The sequence below is a fragment of the Nocardia sp. NPDC057668 genome (assembly GCF_042799795.1).
In the GTDB taxonomy this organism is placed as follows: domain Bacteria; phylum Actinomycetota; class Actinomycetes; order Mycobacteriales; family Mycobacteriaceae; genus Nocardia.
This window is the reverse complement of sequence record NZ_JBHVIC010000004.1, coordinates 452818-469205: the sequence shown is the minus strand read 5'-3', so window position 1 is coordinate 469205 and position 16388 is coordinate 452818. Positions and strand designations below refer to the sequence as shown.

17 protein-coding genes are annotated in these 16388 nt (G+C 68.7%); 15 read left to right on the top strand and 2 right to left on the bottom strand.

Features of this window, described 5'->3' with window-relative positions; translation table 11 throughout:
- Window positions 1–15 precede the first annotated feature (15 nt).
- The 4 genes from ACFVBH_RS26225 to ACFVBH_RS26210 are packed head-to-tail and all read left to right on the top strand — an operon-like array spanning window position 16 to window position 3490.
- On the top strand, window positions 16–780 hold the full coding sequence (locus ACFVBH_RS26225) for an SDR family NAD(P)-dependent oxidoreductase (protein ID WP_379005410.1): 765 nt from the start codon (window positions 16–18) through the stop codon (window positions 778–780).
- Between the two features lie 42 nt (window positions 781–822).
- Window positions 823–1542 (top strand): TetR/AcrR family transcriptional regulator, encoded by a 720-nt coding sequence (locus ACFVBH_RS26220; protein ID WP_379005408.1) that lies wholly within the window; start codon window positions 823–825, stop codon window positions 1540–1542.
- A gap of 8 nt (window positions 1543–1550) precedes the next feature.
- Window positions 1551–3053 (top strand): class I adenylate-forming enzyme family protein, encoded by a 1503-nt coding sequence (locus ACFVBH_RS26215; RefSeq protein ID WP_379005406.1) that lies wholly within the window; start codon window positions 1551–1553, stop codon window positions 3051–3053.
- Window positions 3050–3490 (top strand): PaaI family thioesterase, encoded by a 441-nt coding sequence (locus ACFVBH_RS26210; RefSeq protein ID WP_379005404.1) that lies wholly within the window; start codon window positions 3050–3052, stop codon window positions 3488–3490. Before ACFVBH_RS26215 ends, ACFVBH_RS26210 begins: the two co-directional genes overlap by 4 nt.
- 42 nt (window positions 3491–3532) lie before the next feature.
- Here ACFVBH_RS26210 and ACFVBH_RS26205 read toward each other — a convergent pair whose 3' ends face one another.
- Together ACFVBH_RS26205 and ACFVBH_RS26200 are read right to left on the bottom strand one after the other, a co-directional pair.
- Window positions 3533–5065, bottom strand: coding sequence for an aldehyde dehydrogenase family protein (locus ACFVBH_RS26205; RefSeq protein ID WP_379005402.1), 1533 nt, complete (start codon window positions 5063–5065; stop codon window positions 3533–3535).
- Between the two features lie 16 nt (window positions 5066–5081).
- On the bottom strand, window positions 5082–5891 hold the full coding sequence (locus ACFVBH_RS26200; protein ID WP_379005400.1) for an NAD(P)-dependent oxidoreductase: 810 nt from the start codon (window positions 5889–5891) through the stop codon (window positions 5082–5084).
- A gap of 220 nt (window positions 5892–6111) precedes the next feature.
- On the opposite strand from ACFVBH_RS26200, the gene fabG reads away from it, so the two are divergent.
- The 11 genes from fabG to ACFVBH_RS26145 all read left to right on the top strand — a co-directional run bounded on the left by fabG (window position 6112) and on the right by ACFVBH_RS26145 (window position 16379).
- Entirely contained in the window at window positions 6112–6858 is a 747-nt protein-coding gene (gene fabG, locus ACFVBH_RS26195; protein ID WP_379005398.1) for a 3-oxoacyl-ACP reductase FabG, read from the top strand.
- Window positions 6855–7742, top strand: a complete 888-nt coding sequence (locus ACFVBH_RS26190) for a MaoC family dehydratase N-terminal domain-containing protein (RefSeq protein WP_379005396.1) — start codon at window positions 6855–6857, stop codon at window positions 7740–7742. The genes fabG and ACFVBH_RS26190 overlap by 4 nt, the downstream gene beginning before the upstream one ends.
- Window positions 7735–8946 (top strand): acetyl-CoA C-acetyltransferase, encoded by a 1212-nt coding sequence (locus tag ACFVBH_RS26185; RefSeq protein ID WP_379005394.1) that lies wholly within the window; start codon window positions 7735–7737, stop codon window positions 8944–8946. Before ACFVBH_RS26190 ends, ACFVBH_RS26185 begins: the two co-directional genes overlap by 8 nt.
- Window positions 8943–9401, top strand: coding sequence for a MaoC family dehydratase (locus ACFVBH_RS26180; protein ID WP_379005392.1), 459 nt, complete (start codon window positions 8943–8945; stop codon window positions 9399–9401). The genes ACFVBH_RS26185 and ACFVBH_RS26180 overlap by 4 nt, the downstream gene beginning before the upstream one ends.
- The gene (locus ACFVBH_RS26175) at window positions 9398–10588 is read left to right on the top strand and encodes an acyl-CoA dehydrogenase family protein (protein WP_379005390.1); all 1191 of its coding nucleotides are present in this window, start codon (window positions 9398–9400) and stop codon (window positions 10586–10588) included. Before ACFVBH_RS26180 ends, ACFVBH_RS26175 begins: the two co-directional genes overlap by 4 nt.
- A 193-nt stretch (window positions 10589–10781) precedes the next feature.
- Window positions 10782–11390: a TetR/AcrR family transcriptional regulator gene (locus tag ACFVBH_RS26170; RefSeq protein WP_379005388.1), complete on the top strand. Its 609-nt coding sequence runs from the start codon at window positions 10782–10784 to the stop codon at window positions 11388–11390.
- 190 nt (window positions 11391–11580) lie between these two features.
- Window positions 11581–13104 carry a nitric oxide reductase activation protein NorD gene (locus ACFVBH_RS26165; protein WP_379005386.1) on the top strand — a complete coding sequence of 508 codons (1524 nt, stop codon included), beginning with the start codon at window positions 11581–11583 and terminating at the stop codon, window positions 13102–13104.
- On the top strand, window positions 13101–13895 hold the full coding sequence (locus ACFVBH_RS26160; protein WP_379005384.1) for a CbbQ/NirQ/NorQ/GpvN family protein: 795 nt from the start codon (window positions 13101–13103) through the stop codon (window positions 13893–13895). Before ACFVBH_RS26165 ends, ACFVBH_RS26160 begins: the two co-directional genes overlap by 4 nt.
- 154 nt (window positions 13896–14049) lie before the next feature.
- A complete protein-coding gene (locus ACFVBH_RS26155) occupies window positions 14050–14772 on the top strand; it encodes a hypothetical protein (RefSeq protein WP_379005894.1) in 723 nt (240 codons plus the stop codon).
- Between the two features lie 36 nt (window positions 14773–14808).
- Window positions 14809–15243 carry a hypothetical protein gene (locus ACFVBH_RS26150; RefSeq protein ID WP_379005382.1) on the top strand — a complete coding sequence of 145 codons (435 nt, stop codon included), beginning with the start codon at window positions 14809–14811 and terminating at the stop codon, window positions 15241–15243.
- Window positions 15244–15479: 236 nt separating this feature from the next.
- A complete protein-coding gene (locus tag ACFVBH_RS26145) occupies window positions 15480–16379 on the top strand; it encodes a TetR/AcrR family transcriptional regulator (protein WP_379005380.1) in 900 nt (299 codons plus the stop codon).
- The last annotated feature ends 9 nt before the right edge of the window (window positions 16380–16388 follow it).

Here is a 16388-nt window from a genome sequence, read left to right as displayed (position 1 = left end):
TTCGAGGAGACGGCCGTGGTGGCCCGAAATCTGTTCGACCTGTCCGGCCGTTCGGCCCTGGTCACCGGCGCGGGCGGCGGCATCGGCGCGGCGGTCTCCGCCGCGCTGGCCGCCCATGGCGCTTCGGTGCTGGTGACCGACGTCGACGCCGATGCCGCGGCGGCCACCGCCGCACGGATCACCGCCGGCGGTGGCCGGGCCATCGGTGCGGCACTGGATGTGTGCGACGCGGGCGCGGCGACCGAAGCCGCTGCCGCCGCGGCTCGATTGACCGGCGGCACATTGCATATCGTCGTCAACAACGCCGGGGCGATCGCGCCCGCGATGTTCCGGGAAACCACCGAGGAATCGGTGCTGCGGATGCTCGATATCCATGTCCTGGGCGCTTTCCGCTGTGCTCGGGCGAGCCTGGAACACCTGCCGGTGGACGGCACCGGCCGCATCATCAACGTCACGTCCTCCGCGGGCCTGACCGGCGCGCTGGGGCAGGTGAACTACTCGACCGCGAAGGCCGGAATCGTCGGTCTGACGAAATCGCTGGCCAAGGAATTGGCGCGCAAGCAGATCACCGTCAACGCGCTGGCGCCCGCGGCCGCGACCTCGATGACCGAGACCATCCGCACCGATCCAAGGTTCGCCGAACAGATGCTCGCGCGAATTCCGCTGCGGCGCTGGGCCGAACCCGATGAGGTCGCCGGCGCGTTCGTATTTCTGGCCTCCGACGCCGGGTCGTTCGTCACCGGGCAGGTACTGCCGGTCGACGGCGGCCTGGTGATGTGAACGAAAGGATCACCCGGTGAACGACGCCCGCGTGGAACAGCGATGATGGCGGCCCCGAACCGTGACAAGCGGCGACGACGCGAGCGCGGCTCCCTCAACCCCGACGACATCATCGACGGCGCGTTCGAACTCGCCGAACAGGTCTCGATCGACGGCTTGAGCATGCCCTTGCTCGGCAAGCATCTCGACGTGGGCGTCACCAGCATCTACTGGTACTTCCGCCGCAAGGACGATCTGCTCAACGCCATGACCGACCGCGCGGTCCGGCGTTACATCTTCGCGCTGCCCTTCCCCTTCGTCGACGCGGCCGATTGGCGCGCCACCCTGGGCAATCACGCGCGGGCGATGCGCCGCACCTTCCTGGCCAATCCCATCATGTGCGATCTGATTCTCGTCCGCTCCGCGCTGAGCCAGCACGCCGCCCAGCTGGGCGCCGAGCAGGTCGAGCGCACCGTGGCCAGCCTGGTGCAGGCCGGACTCTCGGTCGAGGACGCGTTCGGAACGTATTCTGCGGTGAATCTGCACGTTCAGGGATCGGTTGTGCTGCAACGGCTCTACGACAGGAACAAGGAGCAGCACACCTCGGTCGGCGCGTACTACGACACGATTCGAATCGACCCGGACACGACTCCCCTGCTGGCGGCGGCCATGGCCCTGGGGCACCGCTCGGGCGCGCCCGACGAGCACAACTTCGAGATCGGCCTGCGGTGCATTCTCGATCGCGCGAGCCGGCTCATCGAAGCCGGTCCGCAGAACCAGTGAGGAACCCTGTGAGCTACGCAGACCATGCCCTGAGCAGGCGAATCGCCGATGTCCTGCGGCTGGAACCCGATTCGCGCGCAATAGAGTTCGAGGACCGGTGGTATTCCTGGCGGCAGCTCGACGGGTTGACGCAGCGCGTTCGCCGGGCGGTGGCCGCGTATCCGGCCGGCCGGCGACAGGTCGGCATTCTGCTGCGCAATCGCCCGGAGCACGTCGCGGCCTTCCTCGGTGTCCTGCTCGGCGGGGGCAGCGTGGTCGTGCTCAACCCGGCTCGCGGCGATGATCGCGCCCGCGCCGATGTCGCCGCGCTGCACCTGCCCCTCGTCATCGGCCTGGCAGCGGATCTGACCGCGCTGGTAGCCCCCGGGTCCGACAGCGCCCGGCTCGCCATCGCGGGCCTGGGCGACGAGATCGAGATCGCCGACGCCGGGCCGTGGCAACAGTCGAGCCCGGCCCCTTCGGGGGTGGCCGTGCACATGCTGACCAGCGGCACCACCGGGCCACCCAAGCGCGTCGACATCACCTACGACACGCTCGCGCGCAGTGTGATCGGTCCCGAACCCGAGCGTGCGAGCGCACCGACCGAACACCGTCGGGGCGTGGCGATCGTCAACGCGCCGCTCGTCCATATCGGCGGGATCTTCCGTGTGCTGCAATGCGTCACCGCGGCAAGGCCGTTCGTGCTGCTGCCCCGGTTCGAGCTCGGCAGTTGGGCGCGGGCCGTGCGCGCCCATCGCCCGAAAGCGGTGTCGCTGGTGCCCGCCGCCCTGCGTATGGTGCTGCACTCGGAGCTGAGCCGTGCGGACCTGGCGGGGGTCCGCGTCGCAACCTCGGGCACCGCGCCGCTGTCCGCGGAGGATGCCGAGGCGTTCTACGAGAAGTTCGGTATTCCGGTGCTCACCTCCTACGCGGCGACCGAGTTCGGCGGCGGCGTGGCCGGCTGGACGCTGCCCGATCATCAGCGCCACTGGGCTGCCAAGCGCGGCAGTGTCGGCCGGGCCACCGGCGGTGCGCGGCTCCGGGTGGTGGACGAGGACGGCTCGGTGCTCGAGGCCGGGCAGACCGGGCTCCTCGAGGTCATTCCCGGTCAGCTCGGACCGGACGCCGAATGGATGCGGACCACCGATTTCGCCCGTATCGATGCCGACGGCTTCCTCTGGATCCTGGGCCGCGCCGATCAGGCCATCATCCGCGGCGGGTTCAAGATCATGCCCGATGATGTGCGCGGCGCGCTCGAGGGCCATCCCGCCGTACTGGGCGCGGCGGTGGTGGCCCGCCCCGATCCGCGCCTGGGCGAGACGCCGGTGGCGATGGTGGAGTTGCGCGGCGGTGCGCGCGCCACCGCGCGGGACCTGGCCGAGTTTCTGCGAGACATGCTCGCGCCCTATGAGATTCCGGCCGAGATGGCGATCGTCGACACTATCCCGCGCACCCCGTCCGGAAAGCCAGACCTGGCCGCGGTGCGGCGGCACTTCCACAGCTCCGATTCCGTGCCCGGGAGGCCCGCATGACCATCGACACCGCCCGCACCGATATCCGTGCCATCGGCGAACTCGTGTCCCACATCGGATTTCGCAAGCAGCGCGCCGCGGACGGCTCGCTGGTCTGGGAGATTCCCATCGCGCCGCACGTGGTCAATACCGCGGGCGGCCTCCAGGGCGGCCTGATCGCCATGCTCGCCGACATCGCGGCGGGCACCGTGGCTCTCGAGACCCGCCCGCCCCGCGGCGGAGTGGTGACCTCCGACCTGAACATCCGATACCTGCGGGCGATCACCACCGGCACGGCCCGAGCCGTGACCCGAATCATCCACGCGGGCAAACGATCGGTGGTCGTCCAGGTGGACGTGCTGACCCTGCCCGCCGGCGAACTTGCGGCCGTCGCCACCGTCAGCTTCGCGACGGTGGATATCGAGACACCGGCCTCGACCGGAGCGGCCAACGCGTAACCCCGCACCGGCGTATGCGAACCGCGCCGGTGCGGGTTCGAGTCAGTACGTGCTCTTCGCTATTCGGGAGCGGCTCCGCCGGTGCGCGGTGCGCAGGGTGAAGTCCACCAGGGCGCGCAGCGCGCCGCTGAACGGCGGCGCGGCCACGCTGGTGATCGGCCAGGGCAGGTCACTGCCGACGACGGTGCGGCGGTGACTGAAGGTGTCGAAGCCCGCCTTGCCGTGATAGGCGCCCATCCCGCTGTGGCCCACGCCGCCGAAGGGCGCGTCGACGGGAAACATGTTCATGCCGAAGTCGTTTCGAGATACGCCACCGCTGCGGGTGTGCCGGACGAAGGTGCGGAAGTCGGGGCCGTCGGGGCCGAACCAATAGGCGACCAGGGGCGCGGGGCGCTCGTTCACATGATCGATCGCCGCACCCAGGCCCAAGTACGGCCGGATGACCAGCACCGGCCCGAATATCTCCTCCCGCGTGATCGCCATGTCGTCGGTGACATCTCGCACCACCGTGGGCGCGATCTTGCGGGTTCGCCTGTCCGGCAAGACCTCCCCGGCGGGTTCCACCGACTCCACGCGCGCACCCCGCGCCCGTGCGTCGTCCACCAGCGCGAGCACGCGGTCGTAGTTCGCGTCGTCGACACTCGAGGTGTAGTCGTCATTGGCGATGATGTCCGGGAACGTCTCCGCCAGCGCGGCCCGCACGGCCGCGGTGAACTCCTCGATCAGGTGCTCGGGCACCAGGACGTAGTCGGGACACACGCACACCTGACCGCCGTTGACCATGCGCGAGCGCGCGATTCGGCGGGCCGCTCGCGCGATGTCGGCGTCGGGCGCCACCACCACCGGGTTCTTCCCGCCGAGTTCCAGGGTGACCGGGACGAGGTTCGCCGCGGCGGCCTGCATGACGAGTCGGCCCACCCGGGTGGACCCCGTGAAGAAGATGTGGTCCAGGCGCAGGTTCGCGAAGGCCGCGGCGACGTCGGGGCCGCCGGTCACGACCGCCAGCACGTCCCGGTCGAAGTAGTCGTCCGCCAGGGCTTTGGTCAATCGTGCCGTGTGCGAGGTGACTTCGGACATCTTGATCATGACCCGATTGCCGGCCGCGAAGGCCGAGACCGCGGGCCAGACGACCAGTCCGAGCGGGAAGTTCCAGGGACCGATGATCCCCACCACGCCCAGGGGGGAAGGCTGCACCTCGGCGCGGACCCCGATGAGTCGCGCGGCTCGGCTCGGGTTGTGCGGGCGCATCCACCGATCCAGATTCGCCCGGGTGTGCTCGAGCGAGGAGAGCATCCCCATGATCTCCGCGAACAGGATGCCGGTGCGCGAACGGGTGCCGAAGTCCCGGGAGAGCGCGTCGGTGAACGCCTCGCGATTGTCCAGCACCATCGAGATCAGGCGATCGATCCGGTCGCGGCGCACCCGCGCGGACGGCGGGCCCTGCCGCAGGAACGCCGCGCGCTGGCGGGCCAGGATGTCCGCCAGGGTATCCGGGTCGTCGTCGGCGGGGACGGCGATGACGCGCGTGTGCGGTTCGGTTCCCGCACCGGATGGTTCGGTTGTCGATCGGTTCATGTGATCCCTCCCGGTCTCAGCCGAGCTCGAGCGGGCCGTTGTGGATCACCGCGGCCAAGCGACCGAGGTCGGCGCCGGCGTCGGCGGTCGCGGCGAGGCACGCGGCGACGTCTTTGCGCAGGAACGGTGCGGCCGCCTTCTCGAACGCGGCCAGGCCCCCGGTGCGCCGAATCGACTCCGCGGCGTGACTCGCGCCGCTGCACGCGCTCAGCGCCCGCAGCAGATCGCGATCGTCGATGCCGAGCTGACGTCCCACCCGCGCGGCTTCGGCGACCAGTTGCGAATTCGCCGCGAACAAGGCGTTGTTCACCAGTTTCACGTTCAGCGCGGTCCCGAGCGCGCCGGTCGCGATGATCTGCGCGGAGTAGCTCTCGAGCACCGGGCGCACGGCCTCGGCCGACTCGCCGGGACCGCCCAGCAGCACCGTGAGCCTGCCCGCCGCGATGTCCTGCGCGGAGCCGCTCACCGGTCCGTCCAGTAGCACCGGTCCATCCGGATGGGCCGCGGCCAGCTCGCGCACCGTCCCCACCGAGCCGGTGGTGTGCGAGACCACGATCGTGCTCGGTTTCGCCGTCGCCAGCAGGCCCGACGGCCCGCCCAGTACGTCTATCAGCTGCGGGTCCGAGAACACGCACACGACGACCACATCGGCGGCCTCGGCCACCTCGGCGATCGTCCGCACGACCTCGGCTCCGCACGCGCCCAGGCGTTCCCGCACCTCCGCGCGCCGGGCCAGCACCACCACCCGATGACCGGCCCCGATCAGCCGCACGACCATGGGTTCACCCATTCGCCCGGCCCCGATGAACCCTACGACCTGCGGCATCACTGTCTCCCGGCAACTTGTGCGAATCCACTCCAGTAATGGCAACCGTAACACCGTCCGCAACTGCCGGAAGAGGTCTTCCGGAATCATCCCGTCGCGCTTACGATAATGGCTTCAATAGCAATGCCGGAAAGCGTGCCCGCTCTCCCTCGCATCGCGGCCGCCCCGAGTCCGCCACTCCCTCTGCCCGAATCCGCAAGTCCCGAAGAGAGATCCGAACATGTCGTTACTCGCAGATCGCGTCGCCGTCGTCACCGGCGGTGCGCAGGGCATCGGCTACGCCATCGCCGCCGCTTTCCTGCATGCCGGCGCTCGCGTCGTGGTCGGTGACCTGAATCCCGGTGCCGTGACCTCCGGACTGCAGACCGTCGCGACGATGCCCGGCGCGGTCCGGGCGGTGCGTTGCGACGTCACCGACGCCGCGGACATCACCCGCCTGATCGACACCGCGCGTGCGGAATTCGGCTCCCTGGACATCATGGTGAACAACGCGGGCATCACCCGCGACGCCTCGATGCGCAAGATGACCGAGGTCGACTTCGACCGGGTGATCGGGGTGCATCTGAAGGGCACCTGGAACGGCACCCGGGCCGCGGCGGAGATCATGCGGGAAAACCCCGGCGGCGGCAGCATCATCAACATCTCCTCGCTCTCGGGCAAGGTCGGCATGGCCGGGCAGACCAACTACTCCGCCGCCAAAGCGGGCATCATCGGACTGACCAAGGCCGCGGCCAAGGAGACGGCACGCCACGGCGTGCGCGTCAACGCGATCGCGCCGGGCCTGATCCGCTCGCCGATGACAACCGCTATGCCGCAGCAGGTGTGGGACTCCAAGCTGGCCGAGATACCCATGTCCCGCGCCGGTGAGCCCGAAGAGGTCGCCCAGGTCGCCCTCTTCCTGGCCTCGGCCATGTCCTCCTACATGACCGGAACGACCCTGGAAGTGACCGGCGGGCGGTTCATGTGACCCCCTGGCAGCCGTCCACGGTCGTGTCCGAGGAAGTGATCGACCCGGCCGCGGTGTCCGCCCTGTCCGCTCTGCTCGACACCGGCACGCCCGCACCGAAGGCCGGTGATCCGCTGCCGCCGCTGTGGCACTGGGTCGCGCTCGCGCGCTGGCCGGTATCCACGCTGATCGGCCCCGACGGTCACCCCGCCCGCGGCGATTTCCTGCCGCCCGTGGAACTGCCGCGCCGCATGTTCGCCGGTGGCACGGTCGAGCGGCACGGTGTCATCCACGTCGGCGCGACCGTCCGCCGCGAGGCCAGGGTCGCCTCGGTGACGCCCAAGTCCGGTCGCAGCGGACCGCTCGTGATCGTCGAGGTGGAGATTCGGCTGTTCGCCGACGGCGATGCCCCGGCGGTGGTCGAGCGGCAGCAGCTGCTGTACCGCGACGCCGACGCCGAACCGAGGGCGTCCGCACTCCCCCGTGCCGTGGAGCCCGTCGGCGCTCCGCTGCGCAGATCCGGACGCTGGGACTGGGAACTGCGCACGGACCCCACCGTGTTGATGCGCTTCAGCGCCGCCACCGCCAATGCCCATCGCATCCACTACGACTGGCCCTACGCCACCGCCGTGGAGGGCTACCCGAATCTGGTCGTGCACGGCCCGCTCATCACCCTCGCGCTGGCCGAGGTGATCCGGCTCGAACGCCCCGGCACGAGCCCGGCGCGACTGCGACATCGCAATCTGGCCCCGCTGTTCTGCGCGGATCCGGCACGCGTGCGACGTCGGAACGAACCCGGCGATGGGGTCACGCTCGAGCTGGCCGCCGCGGACGCGTCCCCCGGCATCGTCCACGCGGTCCTGACCGCCGACTTCCCCTCTCCCGGAAAGCGATTCCATGCGTGAAGCAGTGATCTGCGAACCCGTTCGCACCCCCATCGGCCGCTACGGCGGGATGTTCCGCGAGCAGACCGCCGTGGAACTCGGCGTCATCGCCCTGCGCGGGCTCCTGGACCGCACCGGGATCGACCCGGAACTCATCGAGGACGTCATCCTCGGACACTGCTACCCCACCAGCGAGGCCCCGGCCATCGGCCGGGTCGTGGCCCTCGACAGCGGCTTGCCGATCACCGTGGGCGGCATGCAGATCGACCGGCGCTGCGGATCGGGACTGCAGTCGGTGATCCAGGCGTGCCTGCAGGTCGCCGGCGGCGCGAACGAGGTCGTCGTGGCGGGCGGTGCGGAGAGCATGAGCAACACCGCGTTCTACTCCCTGGACATGCGCTGGGGTGGCGCCCGCACCGGTGTGCGTATGCACGACGGGCTGGCGCGCGGCCGCGAAACCGCGGGCGGGCAACACTATCCGGTACCCGGCGGCATGGTGGAGACCGCGGAGAACCTGCGCCGCACCTACGAGATCTCGCGCGCGGAGCAGGACGCGCTCGCGGTGCGCTCCCATCAGCGTGCCGTGGCCGCCATCACCGGCGGCGCGTGCGCGCAACAGATCATCCCGGCCACGATCACCGTGCGAGGCAGGAAGAGCGTGTTCGACACCGACGAACACCCCCGCGCCGACACCACCGTGGACGCCCTGGCCGCCCTCACCCCGATGCGCGTCCGGCAGGATCCCGAATCCACCGTGACGGCGGGCAACTCCAGCGGTCAGAACGACGCGGCAGCCATGTGCCTGGTCACCACCCGGGCGAAGGCGCACGAACTGGGTCTGACTCCCCTGGTGGCGCTCAAATCCTGGGCGGTGTCGGGGGTCCTGCCCGGCATCATGGGCATCGGCCCGGTTCCCGCCACCGATGCCGCCCTGGCCCGCGCCGGGCTCGCTCTGTCCGACATCGACCTGATCGAGCTCAACGAAGCGTTCGCCGCGCAGGCCCTGGCGGTCCTGCGTGAGTGGAAGTTCGGCGCGGACGACCTCGACCGCGTCAACGTGCACGGCTCCGGCATCTCACTGGGCCATCCGGTCGGCGCCACGGGCGGGCGCATGCTCGCGACGCTGGCCCGGGAAATGCACCGGCGCGAACTGCGATACGGCTTGGAGACCATGTGCATCGGCGGCGGCCAGGGTCTGGCCGCGATCTTCGAGCGGGTGGCATGAACATGCGGGTCTTCGGTTCGGCGGCCGAATTGCTGGCCGCGCAGGGCGAATCCATCGGACCCGGTCCGTGGCGCACCATCTCCCAGGCGCAGATCGACTCCTTCGCCGCCACGACGGGCGACGGTCAGTGGATTCACACCGATCCCGATCGGGCGCGCACCGGCCCGTACGGCGCGACCATCGCCCACGGCTACCTCACCCTCTCGCTGCTACCCGTACTGGGCGCGGAGCTCTATGCGCTCGACTTCGGCTCCGCGCGAATCAATTACGGCGGCAACACCTATCGCTTCCCCGCTCCGGTGCGCTCCGGCACCGCGATTCGAGCCGTCGCCACCATCGCGCAGGTCACGGTGCAGGACACCCGCACGGTGCTCACGGTCCGCTGGACCATCGAGAATGAAGGGCAGGTCAAACCTGTGTGTATCGCCGAAACCCTGACGGTGGTGCTGTCGTGAAGCTGGCGCAGACCCCGGGCCTGACCGACGCACAGACCGAGATCCTCGCGGCCGTGCGCACTTTCGTGGACCGGCAGATCATCCCCGTCGCCCAGGACCTCGAACACTCCGACACCTATCCCGGGGCCATCGTCGACCGCATGGCGGAGATGGGCCTGTTCGGGCTCACCATCGCCGAGGAGTACGGGGGGCTGGGCGAGTCCCTGCTGACCTACGCGCTGTGCGTGGAGGAGATCGCTCGCGGCTGGATGAGCGTCTCTGGCGTGATCAACACGCACTTCATCGTGGCGCACCTGATCCAGCACCACGGCACCGACGATCAGAAGCGCCGCTACCTGCCCCGCATGGCCACGGGCGAGGTGCGCGGCGCGTTCTCGATGTCCGAACCCGAACTCGGATCCGACGTCGCCGCCATCAAGACCAAAGCGGTGCGCGACGAGACCGGCGACTACACGATCAACGGCCGGAAGATGTGGCTCACCAACGGATCCACCGCCAATCTGGTCGCGGTGCTCGTGCGGACCGAGGAGGGCAGCGAACGCCCGCACGAGAACCTCACCGCCTTCCTGGTCGAGAAGCCGACCGGCCTCGGCACGGTCGCCCCGGGCCTGACCATTCCCGGGAAGATCCCCAAAATGGGGTACCGGGGCATCGACACCACCGAGCTGCTCTTCGACGACTACCGCACGCCGGCGGCGACGGTACTCGGGGGCCGCCCCGGCGCGGGTTTCAAACAGATGATGAGTGGCGTCGAGGTCGGGCGAGTCAATGTCGCGGCGCGCGCCTGCGGAATCGCGCTGCGCGCGTTCGAACTCGGCGCCCGCTACGCGCAGCAGCGCGCCGCCTTCGGCCGCCCGATCATCGATCACCAGGCCATCGCCTTCGCCCTGGCGGAGATGGCAACCAAGGTCGAGGCCGCGCACCTGATGATGGTCAACGCCGCCCGTCTGAAGGACTCCGGGGCGCGCAGCGACGTCGCCGCCGGGATGGCCAAATACCTTGCCAGCGAATACTGCAACGAGGTGACCCGTGCCAGCTTCCGCATTCACGGCGGGTACGGCTACTCCACCGAGTACGAGATCGAGCGCCTCATGCGCGAGGCCCCGTTCATGTTGATCGGCGAGGGCACCAGTGAGATCCAGAAACGAATCATCGGCAAAGGGGTGCTGCCCGAGTACCGGCTGTGATCGCCGGGCAGATCTACCACCCGACAGGGAACCGGCTATTGACTCGATTCACTGACATCTGTCAACATAAGGGAGTACGAACGGACACTACGAGCACTTGAATCGACTGTCGCAGAAGCACTTTCGATGCAATACAGCAACGCCAGTTCGGCACTGGTTTGACACCGGTCGTCGGCGCAAGTAAGAACCGGCCATGAGCAGAACTCAGGAACAGCCACAGAGCCGAGCGGCTCAGCGCCTGCAGACTCGGCGCCGGATCCTGGACGCGGCCGTGGCCGAATTCAAGAAGACCGGCGCCACCGACGGCGATATAGCCGTCATCGTCGAGGCCGCGGGGGTGGCGCGCGGAACCTTCTACTTCCATTTCCCCACCAAAGAACACGTGCTGCTCGAATTGGAGCAGCGCGAGGAAGCCCGGATCGCCAAGGAGCTGGGCCGATTCCTCGCCTCGCCGCACGACCTTCCCGCGGCTTTGACCGAGGCGATCAGGTTGATCGTCTCCCTCGAACGCCGATTGGGTCCTCTGCTCTTCAAAGACCTTCTCTCGGTGCACTTCTCGCCGACCAGACCACTCGATGACACCTGGCGTGAACATCCCGTGATCGCCCTGGTGGCCGAGGAGATCGCCCGGGCGGGCGAGCGCGGCGAGGCCCAGAACGCGGTCGAGCCCTACTACAGCGCCGTGTTCTTCCTGCTCGGCCTGTACGCCCTGCTCACCACCACCACCGGCTCCAAGGCGGTCCGAACGGCCGCCCTGGACAGCTACATCCTCACCACCCTGCGCAGCCTGGAGCCCCGATGAGCACCCGGGCCGGACGCGCACACCAACCGATGCGGAGACACGACCATGCTGCTGGACCTCCTGCGACTGCTTCTGGCCTGGGGCGCGGTGATCGCGATCATCGCCTTCTGGTACTGGGTCATGAGCAATATCGGAACCTTCTGATCATGGTGGAAGCAATTGTCGCCCAACGCTGCTCGGGTGATCCGCCATGACCGACGCCCATGCCTCGGCGGTCGAGCGCAGCTGTGCGCTGACGGCCGTCGCGTTCTCCGAACGCCGGCGGACCGGGGTCCGGCTGGTGACCGGGGAACGGCGCGGATTCGGGCTGAACGCCGATCACACCGTCGTGCACGTCCCCTACCCGGCGGTCGCCGCCGACTGGACCCGGAGCACCCTGACCTGCGGGGTGGCGCTGCAGTGCGCACCGTCGAAGGAACGCATCGCGGACTATGCCCTGCACGAACTCTCGCCGCGCGAGCGCGGCGCCGTCTCGATCGTCGAGGGCGGGGTCGCGGCGGGCTGGATCGCCGACCGGCTACCCGGCCTGCTGCCCGAACTACGGCACCGGCTGCCCGGCCTCGAGCTCTCCGGTCAAGATTTGAGCGGCGACGAAATCATTTCCCGGGCAGTGCGTTTGGCTCGATCCCGAGAGCAACTTCCCAAGCATCCGCTACTCGGCGAACTGCCGCTGGCCGGGCGCGCTCGCGGCCGGCTGGCCGCGACGGTCCGCCGCGTCCACGGCCGAATGCCCTGGACATCCCAGCGCAGTGACACGCGCCGCCCGGCGTCGGTACCCGTGGGCGGCGAAGGCGGCGCACGGGCGGTCAACCTCCCGCCGCCGAGCCGCCCCGAGAACGACGACATCGAGATTCGGCCCGATCAGCGTGCGGGTATTCCCTATCCGGAGTGGAACCTCTGGACCTCGGACTTTCTGCGGGACCACGTGGCGGTCCTCGAGCGCGCCCGCGCGAAACACGCCCGGCCCGTCGCCGCGGTCGCCCCGGACATCCGCCGCTGGTTCGAGCAACACACGCACCGATCCATGCGCGTCGGTCTCGAGGACGGGTCCGACCTCGATATCGACCGCTACGTGAGCCATTTCGTCGACCGCGCCACCGGGCATCCCACCGAGGCGCGGGTATTTCGCGAACTGCTGCCCAGTTCCCGCGATGTCGCCACCGCCGTGCTGCTGGACGCCAGTTCCTCGCTCGGTGTGCACGGCGGCCGCGTTTTCCAGGTGGAACTCGCCTGCGCCGACGCGCTCTCGCGTGCCATGACCCTCGCGCGCGAACGCCACGCCCTGTTCACGTTCACCGGAAACACCCGGCACCACGTCGATGTGCGCTGCCTCAAGGACTTCCACGACGGTCACTTTCTCGACCCGAGCGCCGCGGGACTGTCCACCGCCGGCTACACCCGGCTCGGCGCGCCCCTGCGCCACCTGACCCGGCGGCTGCTGGAACAACCCGCCGAGCGGCGTCAGCTCATCGTCATCGGCGACGGCCTCATGTCCGACGAGGGGTACGAGGGCCGCTATGCCTGGGCGGATGTCGCGCACGCACTCGAGGAAGCCGAGGAAGCGGGCGTGTCGATCTACTACATCGGCGTCGGGCCCGTCCGCGTCGATCCGCTGCCCGAGGTATTCGGAATCCATCGCTCACAGCGCATTCGGCGAGTGGACGAGTTGCCCCGCGTCCTCGCACATATCCATCGAGAGTTGGTCGCCAGATGACATCCGATATCTACTACGCCGGCGGACCCGAGGTTCAGCTGTTCGAGCAGGCTTTCGCGCAACAGGTTCCGGTCATGCTCAACGGACCCACCGGCTGCGGAAAGACCAGGTTCGTCGAGCACATGGGGCGGCTGCTGAGCCGCCCGGTGGTCACCATCAGCTGCCACGACGATCTCACCAGCTCGGATCTGGTCGGTCGATTCCTGGTGACCGGCGGCGACGTGGTCTGGAACGACGGTCCGCTCACCCGTGCCGTGAAGGCCGGGGCGATCTGCTACCTGGACGAGGTAGTCGAGGCGCGGCACGATTCACTGGCCATCCTGCACTCGCTCACCGATCATCGCCGCACCCTGTTTCTCGACCGCGCCGACGAAGTGGTGCACGCGCCCGAGTCCTTCATGCTCGTCTGCTCCTACAACCCCGCCTTCCGCAGCTCGCTCAAAGAGCTCAAACCGTCGTTCCGGCAACGCTTCGTGACCGTCACGATGGACTATCTCCCGCCCGATCGCGAGGCCGGCGTGGTGGTCGCGGAGACCGGCGTCGAGCACCCCGTCGCCCAGCGACTGGTGCACTGCGCCAACACTATTCGCGCGGCGGACGAGGTGTTCCACTTCGAGCCCCCGTCCACCCGGACGCTGGTCACCGCCGCCCGCCTGATCGTCGCCGGAGCGACCGAGCTCGACGCGGCGCGGGCGTGCGTCCTCGCACCACTGAGCAGCGACGGCGCCATTCACGACGGGCTCCGCGAAATCGCCGCGGCCAGCCTGCTCGCCGACGGCTCGACCCTGTAGCACAACCCGGGAGAACACCACCATGAACGAACAGGACCGCCGGCGCCGTCGCGCGCTGATCGTCTTCCAACTCACCATCTACGGATACCTGCTGCTGATGTTCGTCATTCAGATGCGCATGTTCCTCACCAGAGACTGGTAGTCGCCCATGAATATGCCGACGTTCTCCTTCCTCCGCCGCGGCGACGCGTCATCCGGAGTCGCATCCGGCGGAGCCCTCGATCAACACGACGCGGAAAGCAGGGACGCGCAGCGCCGCGCGGACCGCTGGCTCATCGCCGGTACCGCGTTGATGGGCACCTATGTGCTGGGCCTGGCCGGGCTGCCACTGTTCCTGCGCGGCATCTGGTTGCAACGCCGGGCGCAACAGGCGGGGCTGTCGGTCCGGCCGATTCTGGTGACGCTGCTCGGCTATCTGATCCTCATCGACGCCTTCCTCAACAGCATCGGCTGGGTACTGGACCTGTTCGCCAGTCACACCCTCGTCACCCGCGTGTTCTTCGCCGGGTGGGGCAACTTCTTCGACGGCGGCTACTGGTGGCACTACAACGAGCTGTGGGTGGGCGGATCGTCCGCGCCCGGCGAGAAGGGCTGGGAGGTCGCGCTGATTCTGGTCGTCTTCCCGATGCGCGTGGCCGCCGCGATCGCCTTCCTGCAGATGAAGCGCTGGGGACACCAGTGGCTGATCGTCACCTGCTGGTTCGGGGTCGTGATCTGGGTCGGCTACGTCGCGAACATGACCGTATATGCCGATGTCCGGTTCGCCGGTGTGGTGCTGCCGGTCATCGGCTGGTGGCTCTACGACATCTTCTACATCTCACCCTTCCTGGCGATCCCCTACCTGCACACGGTCAATCGCGAGATCTTCTCCGACTAGACCCGGCCGCCGACTCCTCGGCCCCGAGAGGAAACCATGAGCATTTCAGCATCACCGTCCGAGGGCGCCGCGCCCGAAAGCCTGCCGCTCGGAACGACACCCGCCGCCGCCGGCATTCACAAGTGGGTCCAGCGCGGCGTGTTCGTCTGCCTGTTCGTTCTGGTCATCGAGGGCGCGTTCACCGTTCCCGCGCTCGCGCTGTGGTTGGGGTGGCCGACGCTGTCTCTGACCGAGATCTGTAGCGAGATGATGAAGGTCCGCTATTCCGACGACACCCTCGAATGCGAGCAGCCCACCGACTTCAACGCCCCGCCGCTGGGCGGCAAGGCCGAAGGCGCGGGACAGACCACGGCCCGCGACGAGTGGGGCGTGCAGCCCAAACCCGGCTGGAAGCCCGTCGGTTTCCGGGAGCTGGTGCGCAACCACGAGGAGCGGATCGCACGGGAGGAAGCGGCGAAGGCGGGTAAGTGATTTCGATTCCCGGCCCTGAGATCCAGTGAGGCTCGTACTGTAGGACGTTGCGCGACCACCACCGGGCCCGGACACCGCCCCGATCGCCGTTCGCGACACGGCGGGGCCGGGCTCCGGCGAGGATGTAGTTGTACTCGCGGTATCATTTACTGTGGTGACTTCGATCGAAGTCGCACCCGCGGCACCGGCACAGCAAACCGTTGCACGGGATCGAACTTCACGAAGGTGGCGGAAACATGGCGAAGCGGGCAACCGTGGAGAAGCGGCCGCGTCGCGAGCGAGGGTCTCTCAATCCCGACGACATCCTCGAGGGCGCGTTCGAACTCGCCGCGGAGGTGGGTCTGGACAACCTGAGCATGCCCATGCTGGGGAAGCACCTCGATGTGGGAGTCACCAGTATCTACTGGTATTTCCGCAAGAAGGACGACCTGCTCAACGCGATGACCGACCGCGCGCTGGGCCAGCTCGTCGACGATATCTCCGCGCCACCGCCCTTCATCGAGGCGGGCAACTGGCGAGAGACCCTCACCGAACACGCCTGGACGATGCGCAGGGCCTTCCTGGCCAGCCCCATCCTCTGCGATCTGATCCTGATCAGGTCGTCCCTGAGTGCCGAGGCCGCCCAGGTCGGCGCCACCCAGACCGAGGGCGTGATCGCGAGCCTGATGGAGGCGGGACTGTCGCTCGGGGACGCGGTCGACACCTACTCCGCCGTCCAGCTGCACGTCCGCGGATCCGTTGTGCTGCAACGTCTTCACGACAAAAATCAGGAATCCGGCGAGGGTCCGAGCGCGTACTACGAGAACCTCACCATCTCGACCGAGACCACCCCGCTGCTCGCCCGGGCCCGGGCGCAGGGGCATCAGAGCGGTGCGCCCGACGACCGGAACTTCCAGTTCGGCCTGGATTGCGTGCTGGACAACGCGAGTCGCCTGATCGAGACGGGGTCGAAGTCGAAGGCCGGGAAGGCCGCCCCCGCGAAGGCTCCGGCGAAACGGGCTGCGGCCAAGCGGGTCCCCGCCGCAGCCGCTCCGGTCAAGGCCGCGGCGAAGAAGGTCGCCGCCAAGAAGACGGCCGGCGCCAAGACCGTCGCCAAGAAGACGACCACTCGCGCCCGCACGGTCGCCGCGGACTGATTCGCATGC